Annotated in this window: 11 protein-coding genes; 9 read left to right on the forward strand and 2 right to left on the reverse strand. The window is 54.0% G+C overall.

Going from position 1 to position 16,916, the window contains the following annotated elements:
* Positions 1–28: 28 nt before the first annotated feature.
* The 8 genes from N7E73_RS08625 (at position 29) to N7E73_RS08660 (ending at position 12,497) form a co-directional block, all read left to right on the forward strand.
* Positions 29–2,842 (forward strand): Hpt domain-containing protein, encoded by a 2,814-nt coding sequence (locus N7E73_RS08625; RefSeq protein ID WP_432738654.1) that lies wholly within the window; start codon positions 29–31, stop codon positions 2,840–2,842.
* Positions 2,839–3,867, forward strand: coding sequence for a chemotaxis response regulator protein-glutamate methylesterase (locus N7E73_RS08630; protein WP_432738655.1), 1,029 nt, complete (start codon positions 2,839–2,841; stop codon positions 3,865–3,867). The genes N7E73_RS08625 and N7E73_RS08630 overlap by 4 nt, the downstream gene beginning before the upstream one ends.
* On the forward strand, positions 3,864–5,057 hold the full coding sequence (locus N7E73_RS08635; protein ID WP_432738656.1) for a SpoIIE family protein phosphatase: 1,194 nt from the start codon (positions 3,864–3,866) through the stop codon (positions 5,055–5,057). The genes N7E73_RS08630 and N7E73_RS08635 overlap by 4 nt, the downstream gene beginning before the upstream one ends.
* Positions 5,058–5,127: 70 nt before the next feature.
* A complete protein-coding gene (locus N7E73_RS08640) occupies positions 5,128–6,966 on the forward strand; it encodes a methyl-accepting chemotaxis protein (RefSeq protein ID WP_432738657.1) in 1,839 nt (612 codons plus the stop codon).
* 71 nt (positions 6,967–7,037) lie between these two features.
* Positions 7,038–7,727 (forward strand): response regulator, encoded by a 690-nt coding sequence (locus tag N7E73_RS08645; protein WP_432738659.1) that lies wholly within the window; start codon positions 7,038–7,040, stop codon positions 7,725–7,727.
* Between the two features lie 313 nt (positions 7,728–8,040).
* Positions 8,041–9,816 carry an ATP-binding protein gene (locus N7E73_RS08650; protein ID WP_432738660.1) on the forward strand — a complete coding sequence of 592 codons (1,776 nt, stop codon included), beginning with the start codon at positions 8,041–8,043 and terminating at the stop codon, positions 9,814–9,816.
* Between the two features lie 147 nt (positions 9,817–9,963).
* Positions 9,964–11,511 (forward strand): hypothetical protein, encoded by a 1,548-nt coding sequence (locus N7E73_RS08655; protein ID WP_432738661.1) that lies wholly within the window; start codon positions 9,964–9,966, stop codon positions 11,509–11,511.
* 107 nt (positions 11,512–11,618) lie between these two features.
* Positions 11,619–12,497, forward strand: coding sequence for an alpha/beta fold hydrolase (locus tag N7E73_RS08660; RefSeq protein WP_432738663.1), 879 nt, complete (start codon positions 11,619–11,621; stop codon positions 12,495–12,497).
* 334 nt (positions 12,498–12,831) lie between these two features.
* On the opposite strand, the gene N7E73_RS08665 is transcribed toward N7E73_RS08660, so the two are convergent.
* The gene (locus N7E73_RS08665; protein WP_432738664.1) at positions 12,832–14,571 is read right to left on the reverse strand and encodes a dipeptidase; all 1,740 of its coding nucleotides are present in this window, start codon (positions 14,569–14,571) and stop codon (positions 12,832–12,834) included.
* Between the two features lie 404 nt (positions 14,572–14,975).
* On the opposite strand from N7E73_RS08665, the gene N7E73_RS08670 reads away from it, so the two are divergent.
* Positions 14,976–15,662 (forward strand): carbonic anhydrase, encoded by a 687-nt coding sequence (locus N7E73_RS08670; protein ID WP_432738852.1) that lies wholly within the window; start codon positions 14,976–14,978, stop codon positions 15,660–15,662.
* Between the two features lie 212 nt (positions 15,663–15,874).
* On the opposite strand, the gene gap is transcribed toward N7E73_RS08670, so the two are convergent.
* A complete protein-coding gene (gap, locus tag N7E73_RS08675; RefSeq protein ID WP_432738665.1) occupies positions 15,875–16,894 on the reverse strand; it encodes a type I glyceraldehyde-3-phosphate dehydrogenase in 1,020 nt (339 codons plus the stop codon).
* Positions 16,895–16,916 lie beyond the last annotated feature (22 nt).

Raw genomic sequence — 16,916 nt, forward strand, 5'->3', positions numbered from 1 at the left:
GCCAACCGGCAAGACAGGGAGTTTAAACGTGACACGCGACATGGCCGACCTTTCCATGCTGGAACTCTTTAAAATGGAGGCCCAGGCCCATTCCCGGTCCCTGAACAGCGGGCTGCTGGAACTGGAAAAGAACCAGTCTCCCGACAAGGTCGAACCGCTCATGCGTGCGGCTCACTCTTTGAAAGGGGCGGCACGCATTGTCGGCCTCAATGATGTGGTAACTCTTTCCCATGCCATGGAAGACGTCCTTGAGTCCTGCCGCAAGGGAGAAAGAATCCTGACCTCCGTGGACATCGACCGGTTGCTGAAAGCCACTGATTATTTTTCGCTTATGGGAGAACTGGACATGGCGGACCTTCCCGGCTGGCTGGATGAGCATGTCCCGGCCATGGACGCCGCAGCCGCCGAGTTTAAAAAACCGTCCATACCTGAACATCCTGCTCCGGAGACAAAGAACCTTACGACAGCAGTAGAAGATCCTGCCGGACCGGAGACAGCTCCCGCTGAAATGGCTGCCGAAACCAACCGGCCTGAGACAGCCAGAACAGAAGTTCCCCTTGCCGACCTCTCCATGCTCGACCTCTTCCGCATGGAAGCGGAAAGCCATTCCCAATCCCTGAACGCCGGGCTGCTGGAGCTGGAAAAGGACCAGTCCCCAGATAAGGTCGAACCGCTAATGCGTGCGGCCCACTCCATGAAAGGGGCGGCCCGTATAGTCGGGCTGACGGACGGGGTGGCCCTTGCCCATGCCATGGAAGACCTGCTGGTGGCCTGCCAGAAAGGGGAAACCGTCCTTACTTCCACCCAGATAGACCTGCTGCTCAGTGCCACCGATATTTACAACGAAGTTTCAAAGCTCGACACAGATGTGATTCAGGAGTTCCTTGCCGGCAAGAAGCCGCTCATGGACCTGCTGGAAAAGGCCATTCGGGGGGACGGAAGTGCTGTTCAGGCAGTGCTGAAAGAAGTCTGTCCCAACGGACTGCCCCCTTCGGCTGTGGAAACCCAGCCCGATCCGATAGTTTCAAGTACGCCCGTGGCCCCGGAAGAGAAACCCGGGGAACATAAAAAGGCGGAACCGACTCCCCAGACACAGAACAATGCTCCCAAGGATGCGGTGGTCCGTGTTTCTGCCGGCAACCTGAACCGGCTTATGGGCCTTGCCGGGGAAAGCCTTGTGGAATCAGGCAGGCTTTCCGGTTTTGCATCATCCCTGCTGCGCATCAAGGCAGGACAGCGCGAGCTGATGAAAGCCCTTGAAGAAGGCTGCGAGCGGGTCATGAACGGTGAACCTCCTTCGGGAATACTGAGTGAACTAAAGGCAGTTCTTACGGAATGCCAGAGTAAACTCGACAGGCATATCGGCGATTTCGACCTCTACCGCAGGCGTTCGGACAATGTCTCCGGTCGTCTTTATCAGGAAGTCATTTCCAGCCGTATGCGTCCGTTTTCCGACGGAGGATTGGGCTTTCCAAGACTGGTCCGGGATCTGGCCCGCTCACTGGGCAAAGAAGTCGAGTTCATCATCGAAGGCGAGAACACCTCCGTGGACCGGGATATTCTCGAAAAACTGGAGGCTCCGCTCAACCACCTGATCAGGAACGCTGTTGATCACGGCATAGAAATGCCTGAAGACCGGCTTGGCGTGGGCAAGGAGTCTAAAGGAACCATCAGGCTGATTGCCGGACACAGGGCCGGAATGCTTTTCATTGAACTGCGCGATGACGGCCGGGGGATAGACCCGGAGCGCATCCGGGCCAAGGTGGTGGAAAAGAATCTTGCCCCGGCACGCATGGCCGCAGATATGAGCAGGGCAGAGCTGATGGAATTCCTGTTCCTGCCAGGCTTCTCCACTGCCGGAAAGGTCACTGAAATATCCGGTCGCGGCGTGGGGCTGGATGTTGTCCATGCCATGGTTCAGGAGGTCGGCGGAACTGTCCGCGCGGAATCAGAACCAGGACGGGGTATGGTGTTCTCCATGCAGCTTCCCCTGACCCTTTCCGTTATCCGCACCCTGCTGGTGGAGATTTCCGGCCAACCCTATGCCGTACCCCTTTCACGCATCAGCCGCATAGCCGCGATATATCCTGCCGACCTGCAGCTTGTGGAAGACCGCCAGTATATATCACTGGACGGGACAAACGTGGGACTGGTTCCGGCAGCACAGATACTGGGAACTCCCTTCGAGCAGTCAACGACAGGTCAGCTCAAGGTTGTAGTCGTAAGCGACCGGATGAACAGATACGGACTGGTGGTGGATAATTTTCTTGGAGAACAGGACCTTGTTGTGCGCCCACTTGATCATCGTCTGGGCAAGGTAACCGACATCAACTCGGTTGCTTTGATGCCTGACGGTTCCCCGGTACTTATCCTTGATGCCGAAGATCTGGTCCGCTCCATCGACAATCTGCTTTCCGGCGGCAGGCTGGGTAAGGTCGGCATGGAATCAAGGGAAGTGGTCCGGATGCAGAAAATTCTGGTGGTGGACGATTCCCTTACCGTGCGGGAAGTCGAACGGAAGCTGCTGGTCAACCACGGTTACGATGTTGACACGGCCGTGGACGGACAGGACGGCCTCAACGCCATTCTGGCCGGAGAATATGACCTTGTTATCACCGATGTGGATATGCCGCGCATGAGTGGACTTGAACTGACCCGCAAAATCAAGTCCGACCCGGCACTGAAGTCCATCCCGGTAATGATGGTCTCCTACAAGGACCGCAAGGAAGATAAACTGCGCGGCCTTGAAGCAGGAGCTGACTACTACCTGACCAAAAGCAGCTTCCATGACGAAACTCTTCTTTCTGCTGTGGAAGACCTTATCGGCGGGGCTGCGAAATGAGAATAGCGATCATAAATGACATGGCTTTGGCTGTTGAAGCCCTTAAAAGGGTGGTGACCGCTGCCGGGTTCGAAGTAGCCTGGGTGGCCCATAACGGGGAGATCGGCGTACAGAAATGCTGCCGCGACACCCCGGATCTGGTGCTAATGGATCTGGTCATGCCGGTCATGGACGGGGCCGAGGCAACCCGCAGGATCATGCGCGAATGTCCCTGCTCCATACTCATCGTAACCGCAAGCATCGAAAGCAACTCCTCCAAGGTGTTCGAAGCCATGGGAGCCGGAGCGCTTGATGTAGTAGCCACCCCGGAACTGGGCCCCGGAGGCGGACTGGAAGGCGGGGCAGTGCTTATTTCCAAAATTTCCGTAATCAGAAAACTGCAGGGCAACGGCCGGAAATCAACTCACAAGCCGCCAGTGCAGAACATCAGGAGGGCGATTCCTCCGTTGCTGGCCATAGGAAGCTCTACCGGCGGACCTACGGCACTGGCATCACTGCTGGGCGGGCTGCCGGAGGATTTTCCTGCGGCCGTAGCCATCGTGCAGCATGTGGACGGGCAGTTCTCAAGCAATCTGGCCCAGTGGCTGGACACCCAGACTCCGCTCAAGGTCTCCATCGCCAGAAGCGGGGAACAGATCAAGGCCGGGCATGTGGTCATTGCCCCCGGAGACAACCATATGCTCATGGGCCCGGGTGGAGCCGTACAGATTACCATGGGGCCGGGAAGTTCCCTGTATGTTCCCTCAGTGGACCTGTTTTTCGAAAGCCTGTGCTGTGTGGGGCTGCCCCTCAACTCCGCAGCCGTGCTGCTTACCGGAATGGGGGCCGACGGAGCCAAGGGCATGCTTGGCCTGAAAAATTCCGGCTGGCTTACTATCGCCCAGGATGAACAATCAAGCGTTGTCTGGGGTATGCCCGGAGCGGCGGTAAAAATGGGCGCCGCACGTGAAATCTGCGCCCTGTCCGACATTCCGCGGATACTCGTCAGGCATTTCAATAAAAAATTTCAGGAGAACAGATCATGACCGACGCAGCTTCTAAACCGGACCTTCTTACCCAGCACAAGATCAGTGTGCTGCTTATCGACGATCAGGCCATGGTTGGTGAGGCCGTGCGCCGCATGCTCGCTGACGAGGAAGATATTGATTTCCACTTTGTAAGCGACCCCACCAAGGCGATTCCCACTGCGGAAGCGTTGCAGCCGACGGTCATACTTCAGGATCTGGTCATGCCTGAAATCGACGGAATGACCATGGTACGGTTCATGCGGGTGAACTCGAAACTCAAGGACATACCGCTGATCGTGCTTTCCACCAAGGAGGAAGCCACAACCAAGGCCGAAGCCTTTGCACTGGGAGCCAACGATTACCTTGTCAAACTTCCTGACCGCATAGAGCTGCTGGCCAGAATAAGATACCACTCAAAGGGTTACATAAACCTGCTGCAGAGAAACGAAGCTTACCGCCAGCTGCTGGAAAGCCGTGACGAACTGCGCAAGGAACTGGCCGTTGCTGCCGACTACGTCACCTCTCTCCTGCCTGCACCGGTCAGGGAAGGGGAGGTAATCGCCGACTGGCGGTTCATTCCTTCTGCGTCACTCGGAGGGGATTCCTTCGGCTACCACTGGCTTGATGATGATCATTTCGCCATGTACCTGCTTGATGTATGCGACCACGGTGTAGGGTCAGCCCTGCTGTCAGTCTCGGCCATGAACGTCCTGCGCTCCCAGACCCTGCCGGATACCGATTTTCTGAAGCCGGAGATGGTCCTTGAGGCACTGAACAACTCTTTTCAGATGGAGCAGCAGAACAACCTGTACTTCACCATGTGGTACGGTGTGTACTGTAAGTCGGAGCGGACCCTGACCTTCTCCAGCGGCGGACATCCTCCGGCACTGCTGGTCTCCGGCGGAACCGCACAACAGCTGCGCACTCCGGGCATGATCGTGGGCGGTATGCCGGACATGACTTATGTGAGCAAGAGCGTTCCGGTAGAACCGGGAGCGCGATTCTTTCTGTACAGCGACGGGGTCTACGAGCTGCGCAAGGTTTCGGATGGAAAGATGTGGGAATTCGACGGATTCGCGTCCTTCATGGCGGCAACAGAAGGACCGCTGGGAACCCCCATCGACCAGCTTATCGAGTATACCCGAACCCTGCAGGGCGGCGAGATGTACGAAGACGATTTCTCAATGGTTGAATTCGTCTTTAACTAATCGGAATATTTTACCGGAGATGCCTCCGGCAGCCCATACAGGGCTTACTTTGGCAAACGAGGCTTAAGACATGAGTATCCGCAGACAGTTCATGATCGGGTGTGTGGTTTTCTGCATCGCCCTTACCGTATCCATCATGTGGCTGATTTCAGACTACACCCGAGACACCCTTATGGATGAATATCGGGGCAAGGTCGAAATAATGCTTCACACCATGAAGGCGGTCCGCAAGCACACCGGAGCGGTCATCCGCCCCAAGGCCACCGAGCTTCTGCCCGCGGACCGGTTCGTCGCAGAACTGCAATCCACGTCGTACACAGCCAACGGGGTCTTCAGCCGCGTACCCGACCAGTACAGGCATGACCTGACCTTCAGGACCGCGTCCACCAAACCGCGCAACCCCGACAATATGGCAACAGGGGATGAGGCAAGGATAATAGAAGAGCTTGATGAAATGGCTCAGGCCGGTAAGAAGCCTTTCCTGACGGAAATACGCGACATAAACGGTGTGGAAAGTCTTATTGCCGCTGAGGGGGAAGTAAATAAATCGGACTGCATGGTCTGCCACGGCGATCCCAAATATGCACCACAATCCATGAAAGACAAGTACCCGGTGGAAAAGGATCAGGGCTATTTCCGCAAGCCGGGCCGCATTGAATGCGCAATGATCACTTCCGTACCCCTGGCAGCCATGAACAAGGTTGCCAACCAGACTCTGGGGGCGGTTTTGTTCGCGGGATTCATTTTTATTGCAGTTACTCTGTTCTTCCTTTTCTTCGGACTGAACCTCATATTCAAACCGGTCTCACGCATAACCGACATTGCCAAATTCATAGCCGAAGGCGATCTGCAGAGTGCGCATGAGGCTATCAGGAAAATGCGCCGCAGGTCTGAAGACAAGTTCTTCGCCAGCAGGTTCATGCGTCCTGAAAGCGAAATCGGCAGACTGGTCTCTTCATTCGAAACCATGACCGCAGGACTTTCCCAGATTATAGGGGAAGTGCAGGCTTCCGGGGATCAGGTCTCCATGGCCGGAGGCAAGATCAGGGCCACGGCAGAGCAGATCGACTCCGCAGTCAACAGGCAGGCAGCCTCAACCAATGAAGTCACCGCAACCAGCAGGCTCATCAGCAACACCTCCAAGGAACTGGTCAAGGTGATGGAAGATGTAGCTGCAAGTGCAGGGGAATCCGCCAAAATGGCTGAATCCCTTCAGGCCAATATTGAGCGGAGGGAAAAATCCCTGATCCAACTGGTGGATTCAACTGACAATGTGTCTTCACGCCTTGGCGCAATCAATGAAAAGGCAAACAAGATCAACAACATCGTCACCACCATTGCCCGCATTGCCGACCAGACGAACCTGCTCTCCCTCAATGCCGCTATTGAAGCTGAAAAAGCCGGACAGTTCGGCAAGGGCTTCTCGGTTGTAGCCCGTGAAATACGCAGACTGGCCGACCAGACGGTCATCGCGGCCGAGGACATCGAGCTCATGGTCCGGGACATGCAGTCCGCCGTCAGCTCCGGGGTTATGGAAATGGAAAAGTTCAATACCGAAGTCCGCTCCGGTGTAGATGAAGTGGAGACCATGAGTGCCGATCTGGGCCGCATCGTTGAGCAGGTCCGTATTCTGGGCCCGCGTTTCGCCGAAGTCTCCCGTTCCATGGGCGATCAGGCCGATAGTGCTGAACAGATCAGCGAGGCCATGAGCGACCTTAGTGAAACGGCATCCGGTAACACCGAATCCATTGAAGAATTCAAGCGTACTGTGGCCAGCCTGAATTATACCGTGCAGTCACTGACCGGAGCCGTGGACGGTTTCAGGATGGTAGAGGACATGGACAGGTATGAACAGGATGAAGAAATCAAAGGAGCTTCCGCAGCCCCGACTGAGGATGAAGACATTTAACACAGTTGTAACAGTTCTGCCTTAAACTGTTCCATTGTTACAGGTATTGTCCGGCGCAGAAGGAGATAACCGTGTCAGTAGATAAAATACTGGTCGTAGAAGACCATAATGATACCATTGAACTGTTGAAGTACAACCTCACCTCCTCAGGGTTCGAGGTTGTAACCGCCATGGATGGACACAAGGCACTGGAGCAGGCCCGGGCCGAACATCCGGACCTCATCCTGCTGGACCTCATGCTGCCCGGAATAGACGGGCTTGAAGTCTGCCGCAGACTTAAACAGGATGCAGGAACCCAGCACATCCCGGTCATCATGCTGACCGCCAAGGGCGAGGAAGTGGACCGTGTAGTAGGACTTGAGCTCGGAGTTGATGACTACATCGTAAAACCGTTCAGCCCTCGGGAACTGGTTCTCAGGGTCAAGGCTGTCCTGCGCCGCAGTACCGAGGTTGAGCCGAAACGTTCAGGCAAATGGACCCGCGAAGGTCTGGTGGTGGACTTTGAGGCCCATACCGTGGAAAGCGATGGAGAACTCGTTGCCCTGACCGCTACGGAGTTCAAGCTCTTTTCCGAGCTCCTGCAGCATGAAGGCAAAGTCCGCACCCGCGACCATCTGCTTGATACCGTCTGGGACACTCATTTCGAGGGCTATTCAAGAACCGTGGACACCCACATCCGCAGACTGCGTCAGAAACTCGGTCCTTATGCCGACTATATCGAAACAGTGCGCGGGGTAGGTTACCGTTTCAAGCAGCATTAGCTCCATAGCGGCAACACACCAGCCCCTGTGAAAGGACGGCTCATGCCGTTTCGGACTTACCCGCAACCGGTACTGAGTTCCGGTTGATTCTTCACGCTGGCTGGTTGTCGGTGCAGAGAATCCTGCGAACCTGATCAAATCCCAAAAGAAAGGATATGCTGTCTGGGCGAACACCACTTCGCCCAGGGTCTATTCTTGCGCCTGTAAAAAAAAGGATATGCAACTGTAACACAACTGCTGCCAGTTGCGTTTTTTTCCTGTTAGATTGAGCAGTCCTCCACATTGACCAAACACCTCATTTTCATAGGGCGGTATGATGAAATTTTCCTTCAGGAACAAACTCCTTGCGGCCGTCTGCCTGACTGCCGCCATATGTGTAAGCCTGCCTCTCGGTTTTGCCTACTACCTCCTGAAGGCAGACCTTGCTGCTGATTCCATAAAAAATGCTGGAGAAACACTGGAACTGGCAAGACGCATCTACCTGAAAACCGACCACGCCGACCCAGTGGAAAGAATGGCTGCGGTTTCGAATATTCTGGGCAGGGAAGTCGCTCTGGTGTCTCCCGAGGGCAAGACCCTGTCCCGGACCTCATGGGCAGGGCAGAACTGGTCTATGTCCCGTTCGGAAATGCGCCAGGCAGCAGTGGACGGAATGGGCTTCGAGGCCGAAGACAATCCCGATCACGGGCATAGGATTTTGCATTCTGCCATACGCATCGCCAAGGATATGGATTCACCATCCGACTATCTGGTTATGGAGGAATCCCTTGAAGGACTGGCCGAGCGTCTTGAGACCGTGCGCAATGTCTTTTTTTGGGCCCTGCCCATAGTGGCACTGGTCTGTTACGCTCTCATCAGGTTCATGATCCTGAACCTGACTTCATCAATCGAATCAATGGTTCGGACAGCGGAAGCCGTAGGGCAGGGAAACTACAGGCGCAGGATAAGAAATCTTCCGGATGAAGAATTCGTCCCGCTGGCAGAATCCATCAACTGGATGGCTGAGCGCATTGATGCCCACGTCGGGATCATCACCAGCCAGAAGAACAAGCTGCAGGCAATTCTCAACGGCATGTGGGACGGGGTTATGGTACTTGACGGAAGCTGCCGCATCCAGAGCGTAAACCGGGCCCTTCAGGAAATTATCCCCGATATCCTGAACGGCATCGGACGCCATCCCCTTGAAATCATGCCCAGCCCGGAACTTCAGGATGCCTGCATGGAGCTGACTTCCCCGGAAGGCCGGGATGCTATCACGGTACAGGTAACCCTGTCGGACGGCAGGATATATGACGTAAATATCGTCCGCTCTCCGCATACGGTTGAGCCGGGGCAGGGCCCCGGAGCCATCGCTGTTTTCCACGACATCAGCCGCATCAAGAGGCTCGAAACCGTGCGACAGGATTTCGTGGCCAATGTTTCCCATGAGCTGCGCACCCCCCTGACCTCCATCAAGGGGTACACCGAAACCCTGCTCTCCGATCCGCCGCCACCTGAATCCCTGCGCAGCAGTTTTCTGGCCACCATAGAAAAAAACGCCAACCACATGTGCAAGATAGTGGATGACCTGCTCAACCTGTCCAGACTTGAAAGCGGGCCTGACCGCAGTAAATTTGTGCCTACCGACCCGGCCACAGCTCTCTCTGATGCCTGGCAGGCCTGCGCTTCCATGGCTGCAAAACGCAATGTCGAACTGGTCGCGAAAGTGAGCAAAGGCCAGTATACGGTCCAAGCAGACCCGGACCAGCTTATGCAGCTTTTCCGCAATCTTCTGGAAAATGCCATCAAATACGGACCTGACAACAAACCTGTAAAAGTCTCCCATACAGTTGAAAATGGAAGAATCAGGTTTACTGTGCAGGATGAAGGTCTGGGCATTCCCGCAGCAGACCAGCCTCGCATATTTGAGCGGTTCTATTCCGTGGAAAAATTCCGCCGCAACGAATTCGGTTCAACTGGGCTGGGGCTGGCCATTTCGCGCCATATTGTTTCCAACCATGGCGGAGAAATCAGGGTGCAAAGCCCGCCAGAAGGGCAATCCAACGGCACGGCCTTCACTTTTACCATACCGCTGGAATCCGCATCCTGATCTGATTCAGCCTGATTCCGTACAAATTCACAAAATACCGCAGGGCGGACCTGAGTTGGGTTACTCAGGTCCGCCCTGTCTGCTATCTTCTGCGCCATTTACGTTGCCTTTGCAAATAATTCCAACACGTAACAGGAGGAGAAGAAAATGAAGATCTTCACGGGAAAAGCGGACAGTCTTTTACAGGAACAAAGTGGCAGCGGCTTGTTTGCCCAGAATATGGGCCAAATGCCGAGCCCTGAACTCGAATACCTGTCCAGAAACGGCAACACAGATCCCGACATGATAAAAAGGGCTATGGAACGGGAAGACGAAGAGCGTGACCTGCGGGTGCTTGATGCCTATAACCGGTTTGAAGCCGGGTTGCAGGAGATTCTTACCGGGAAGGACAGCGGGGTAATGGTGAGGGAGGGCGGGGCTGCCCAGTCCGCTGTCTTCGAGGTCAGCGATTATTTCAACGAACAGGGAAGCAGGCTGCGGGATGAGCTGCCCGATGAGAAATGCCGGGAACGTTTCATGGATATTCTCTCGTCCCGCCGCAGGACTGCAATCAACGCCGTTGCCCGCTTCCAGAGTCAGGAATACCAGAAATGGAAGGACAGCACTGCCGCCCTGACAATCGACTCCATCCTTAAAGCAGTAAACATCAGCCCGGACGCAGCCTCGCTCATGCATGGAGAACAGCTTCTGGAAGGGACCATCATGAGACTTTACCGTTCAAGCAATCCTGAACTGCTGACCGTGAAACTGAACAATGCCCGACAGGCCATGTACAGCGGAGCACTGGAATCAATAGCCGCAAAAGATCCGGTCACTGCGGTCATCGTGCTGGAAAGCTGGAAGGATCATCTTGGAGATGACATCTACCTGCAATTGCGCGAACGTTTTGCACCACTTGCCCGCAACCAGAGTCTCAAAATGGAGTTCATGTCCCTGCGCGACCTTGAAGGAGAAATCCTCAAGGCTGAGCTGGAAGACATAAACGACGAGCAGATGCGTGAAGAGCTGGCCGAAATGATCATTGCGGACCGCATGCTCAAAAAAGTGACTGAGGAAAGAGCCGAGAAAGAGCGTATCAACTCAATCAGCCGGGAACTGTTCCAGCTCTACAATCAGGGACAGCTGAGCGCCGAAGATATTGTGGATTCCGGGCTGTCCCCCGATGAAAGGTCACGGTGGAGGATGATTTTCAGCAGCGACGGCACCGGAGACGACCAGACACTGCTGCGGGTCGTACAGGAGGTCGCGGATGGTTCAATACAGGAAGAGCACCAGATCTACCGGGCAATAGCGGAAGGACTGGGCAAACTGGACGTACTCCTGCTGGCAACCCTTTTCAGCCTCAAGGACAACCCGGAAGCAAAGCTGATGATCAACGGACTCCAGGAGATATCCGAAGTCAGTGCCGAATACGGCGGTGACGAACAGGACCATGCCGCGGCGATCCGGGACTTCCTCAACCGGATTGTCGCTCTGGTAGGCAAGGGCGAACCGTTCAGAATCACTGCTGTCCGCAACGAAGTTATCAAGGACCATTTCGGCACACAGAAATCCAACGTTCGAGACAGCAAGACTGCTTCTGCAACAGAAGGAACAGATCCTGCCAATCCTGTCGCGGAAATTGCGGACCATTACACCCCCGGCCCGGACGTCCAGGAGAACTCAGAGGAAGATGAATCCATAAAAACCGATTGATCCAACACACGAAAAGGCCGCCACATTCATGGGCGGCCTTTTCTTATTCATTCCAAAATCAGTTCCCATCGTTTATGTTGATCTGAACCTCAACATGGAGCGACCCGATGAAACGAATGATCCCGATACTGCTTCTTGGGCTGTTGCTGTGCGGATGTACTGCCCGAGATTACGTCCAGCAGGCAGAATACCTTGCACCGCTTCCTGTCCAGCACGTCCGCTCAGGCGACATTACGGTCGGTTACCGTATCTTCGGAAAAGGAGAACCGTTGCTGATGGTTATGGGCTTTGCCGGCACAATGGATATATGGGACGCCGAACTGATCAGGATCCTCGCTGAAAAACATACGGTGATAACCTATGACAACCGAGGCATCGCCAGCACCTCTGCAGGAGTCGAGAAAATATCCATCAGCCGCATGGCCGATGATGCAGCAATACTTCTGGAGACTCTTGGCTATCCCAAAGCACATATACTTGGCTGGTCAATGGGCGGACTTGTTGCCCAGGAACTGGCCCTCACCCATCCGGACAAGGTGGACAAGCTCATCCTTTTGGGTACTGCCTGTGACCCAATCCCTGTTGCAGACATCACCCGCAGGTTGATACGCATGGACACCAAGGAGCTGCTCAGCCATTTTTTCCCTTCCGGGTGGATGGAAAAACATCCTGATGCGCTCAAAGAGCTTCCGCGTCCGTCCATCGCTCCTGATCCGAAGGCAGTATCCGCTCAAGCCGAAGCCATGCTCAACTGGCCCGGAACCTGCTCCAGTCTGCAGGAACTGCAAATAGACACGCTGGTAATCTCGGGCACTGACGATGATATCCTGCCAGAACCACTGAGCATGGAGCTGGTGCGCAGAATAGACGGATCATGGCTGGTGCGTTTCAGGAACGCAACCCACTGGCTGATGTATCAGGACCCGGCAAGCCTCGGACAGACAGTAAATACATTTCTTGAAGTGGAAGAGAACATGATGGAATAGGTTTTGGGGGTGTTGTAGTTGGTTGAGTGTTATCAAGAACACTTTTAAATACCTATTGATTTAAGACTATTGCCTGCCGAGAAGATGCATGGCAATTAATTTATGCGGAGTTAAAGCAATATCCATATTTCAAAAACAGTTACCGCATAACAACTTAAAAATAATGGCAAAAATGCCGCATATTGGGGTGCATTCCATATCTTTAAGATATTGCGGGATTTTTTATGCCTGTTCAACAAGCTGTGAGTGAAGCCTGTTAAAAGGTCTTGAAGTGAGAGTTCAGAGAGGGAAACTTTTGCAAAAGTTCCCCTCTCTGGACGCCGAAGGCGTAGAATCAATTTTCACCGGGCTTATGTTCATAGGTAAGCGGACCGTTTTCATAGCCGACTTTTTTAAGCCACCACGCGGGATACCCAACAGACTGGGCTATCCCTGATTTGGTATTCAGGTATCCATCATTATACTTGATGTAGAGATGTTCGGATAATTTCCACCATGCATCAAGAACATTTCCGGCATTGTTGGCGCAGTACTGGGTAAGTAGTTTTGCTGCTTCGGTGTTCTTGCCCTGCTCGATGAGTTCGACGGCATTCTGTTCCAGTTCATCCTGAGAACCGAAGGCCTGCATTTCGAAATGATCCCGGACCGCATGGATGTCCTTGATCATGTAGCTGTACTTGAGCATGGCATAGTTGGCCACATAGTTGAAGGCCGTCCACATGCTGTCCTTCTGGAACTTGAGGATGTCTCCCGTCTGGATAGGATGGGGCAGATTGTCTACACCGGCGTAGAAGGGCATGAGCACTGCGGTGGCAGGACGATCCGGACCGAACCAGGTCAGACCGCCTACGGCATCCGGCAGCCATTTGCGGGACTGGTTAACATAGGCGTACACGCAGCGGTAGATGTTCAGGGGACGTTCAAACGCGCCTTTGACGGTGCTTATGTGTCCGTCCTGATCGGCTTGCCCCTCGGCATGGCCTTCAAAGCGGTTGGGGTCGCCGAAAGGTCCGGCAGCCAGACCTTTGGTCAGGTCAAACTCGGTTCCTTCATAGTTGTCCCGGTGGATCTTGAAGACATCTTCAACAGTGAGCTTCTGGTCTGGTTTGATGGCAAAAGGATAGACTGTGGTAAAAGCCCCTTCAACCCATGCGGGCAGGTTCATTGAAGGAGCAACTATGGACAGGGCCCGCCAGACCCGGCGCAGTGAATAGTATGGGTGATGAAATTCTCCGTCACCGTAGACCTTGGTCCAGTCCAGGGGGCCGTCTTCCGGCTTCCACCATCCTTTCTGCTGGGCAATTTTGAATATGTTGGCGGAATGCATCATATTTTTGTCGCCCTTCAGGACATCGCGGATGCGGAACTGGTTTGCTGCAACGAAAAATGAGTCATCCGGGACGCGCTTGGCTACCCAGACTCCCCCTGTTCCATCCATGTCGTATCCGCACATTTCAAAGACCCACCCCTCCTCGGGATCGGCGACCAGCAGGGTTTCTCCGGTTCCATAGTAACCGTATTTATCGATGAGTTCTCCCATGAACTTGACCGCGTCACGGGCTTTTTTGCAGCGTTCCAGAGCCACGCGGGAGAGCTCGGAAGAATAGAAAATGCGTTTCCCCGGAGCCGGTTCCGGATGAACCTTTGCCTTGTCGGTACATTCACCGATTGAGAGCTGGTGTTCATTGATGATCCCGTAGTTTGCATCAAAGTATGCATATGTGTGCTCCACCTGCGGGATATAACCAATGGGAATGCTCAACGGGAATCCGGGGGTGTCGTAGCCGGGTGCACGGCTGTGGCTGACTATGCGCTTGGTCTCGCTTGCGCCCCACTCAGGTTTGTATCCCAGCGAACAGGCATCATAGTAAACCGGGCGCATGCTGTCTTTCTTATGTTTTTTGGCCGGTACGTAGATGAGCCGTCCGTCGCCGAGTCCGTCATCGGAATGTGAAACCATTACTGAGCCGTCGGCGGAGGCTTTTTTGCCGGTAATCGTTGTCGTACAGGCAAAGGCGCTGCACGCGACCAGCACCAGAGAAGCCGTGAAGGCCATGATCAGGGTTCGCTTCATGACATTTACCTCTAAATTTATGGGTTATACCATGTTTAATTGAGTCGCTTTTGAATATAGCACACTGCTCAGGCGAAACAAGCACGACCTGTCAAAAAAAGGAAAATTGCAGCGCATAAAGCAATACCATGCCTGACCGTTCAGCGGTGCAGAGCGTCATTTTCTGCTGTGTCTCGCCTTGGTGAACGATCGGGCATGGTATTTCGAAGCGGATAACCTGAACGGTTATTCCTGACTGCCTCCCGATTGGCGTCTTACATATATGATCGGTAGTTACGGCATCATCTTTATGTTTGCGGTGGAAGTCTTTTCATCAGCATAGCTTGCATAAACGCGGGTATACTATGTATGCTCACCCGAAATAGATGATGATTACAAACCGGCGGAGATCCGAATTGAAAAATGTGTTATTATTACTGTGTATTGCAGTTCTGGTCTGTATAAATTGCAGTCCTGCTGCGGCCGATAATGCCACGGACGCGGGAGTGGAGGCCAATGGCGCCGACCGTTCCCTTCTGCTGCTTAAGGAAGGAAACCTGCGATTTGTAAAGGGCAACAGCGTTTATCCCAACCAGACGTCACACCAGCGCAAGATTCTGGCCCTCAAGGGGCAGTCCCCTTTTGCAACGATCGTCTGCGGGTCTGATTCCCGGGTTGACCCGGTCCTTATCTTCGACCGGGGACTTGGGGATCTGTTTGTAATCCGATCCGCCGGGACCGTGGCAGGAAGCGACACTCTGGCATCCGTTGAATATTCCATGCTCGCTCTTGAAACCCCGCTGATGGTGGTAATGGGCAACACCCGCAGTACCCTTATCCGTGCGGCCATAGATAAAGTGAAAATGCAGGGGCATATGCTGCAGCTGCTGGGCAAACTGGAACCGGCGGTGAAGATGACCAGAATTCTTTATCCTTCCCTGGAAGGCAACGAGCTTGCTGATAAGGTCGCCGAGACCAATGTTCGACAGGTTATGCGGGATGTTTTAAGTCAATGCCCGGCTGTACTGGAAAAGATACGGGCAGGAAAGGCGCAGATGATGGGTGCGGTATATGATACCGACAGCGGAGAAGTCCGTTGGCTGGGGCCATAAATTTCATTTGGTAAGAAAAATGAGAAACCGGCAGATCCAGATGTAGGGAATCTGGTTCTGCCGGTTTCTCAAATCTTAAGTACCACCCTTGAGCGGGTCGGAGCCGATCTCCGGCCCGTTCAAAAGTTTCGGGAGGTTGCGCTCCCGGTGGGTGCGTGAAGGCTACATCCACTCTTGCCTTCTACACCCGTGAGGGGTTCATCGCCCTGAGGCTACAGCCCGCATTTACCCATGTAGTCGATGAGGTCGGCAACACGGCAGGAGTAGCCCCATTCGTTGTCATACCAGGCGTATACTTTGGCGAGGTTTCCGCCCTGTACAACGGTGAAATCAGCTTCGACGATACCGGAATGGGGGTCAGCAAGGAAGTCGCTGGAGACCAGAGGAGCTTCGGAGTAACCCATGATTCCTTTGAGTTCGCCTTCGGCAGCATTCTTCAGAACGGCCTTGAGCTCTTCAGTGGTGGTATCTTTCTTGAGGATGGCAACGAAGTCTACAAGAGATACAGTGGGTGTGGGGACACGCACAGAGTAGCCTTCGAAACGGCCTTTCATTTCGGGGATAACCAGTGCAACAGCCTTGGCAGCACCTGTGGAGGTGGGAATCATGTTGCATGCAGCAGCGCGTGCACGGCGCAGGTCCTTGTGCGGCTGGTCGAGAATGCGCTGGTCGTTGGTGTAGGCGTGAACTGTGGTCATTACGCCTTTTTCAATACCGAACTTCTCGTGCATGGTCTTAACGATCGGTGCCAGGCAGTTGGTGGTGCAGGAAGCATTGGAAATGATGTTGTGCTTCGCGGGATCGTAATCGGTATGGTTTACGCCCATTACAACGGTGATGTCTTCTTCCTTTGCAGGAGCAGAGATGACAACTTTTTTTGCGCCGCCTTCAAGGTGCTGTGCTGCGGTGGGGCCGGTGCGGAAAATACCGGTAGCTTCAACCACAACATCTACACCGCACTCTCCCCAGGGGATACGCTTGGGATCGCGTTCTGCGAAGTTCCGGATGGTGAAATCCGAACCGATGTGCATGGTGTTGCCTTCAACCCGTACTTCAGCAGGAAACTTTCCGTAGTTGGTATCGCGTGCAAAAAGGGCGGCGTTTGTTTCGATATCGAAAAGGTCGTTCACGGCAACTACTTCAACAGTGTCGCGGTGTCTTTCCCAGATGGTTTTTACAACCTGACGGCCGATACGACCGAAGCCGTTAATACCTACTTTTACTTTGCTCATTTCTATATCCTCAAATAAGAGA

The organism is Maridesulfovibrio sp. FT414, assembly GCF_050916235.1.
GTDB lineage: Bacteria > Desulfobacterota > Desulfovibrionia > Desulfovibrionales > Desulfovibrionaceae > Maridesulfovibrio.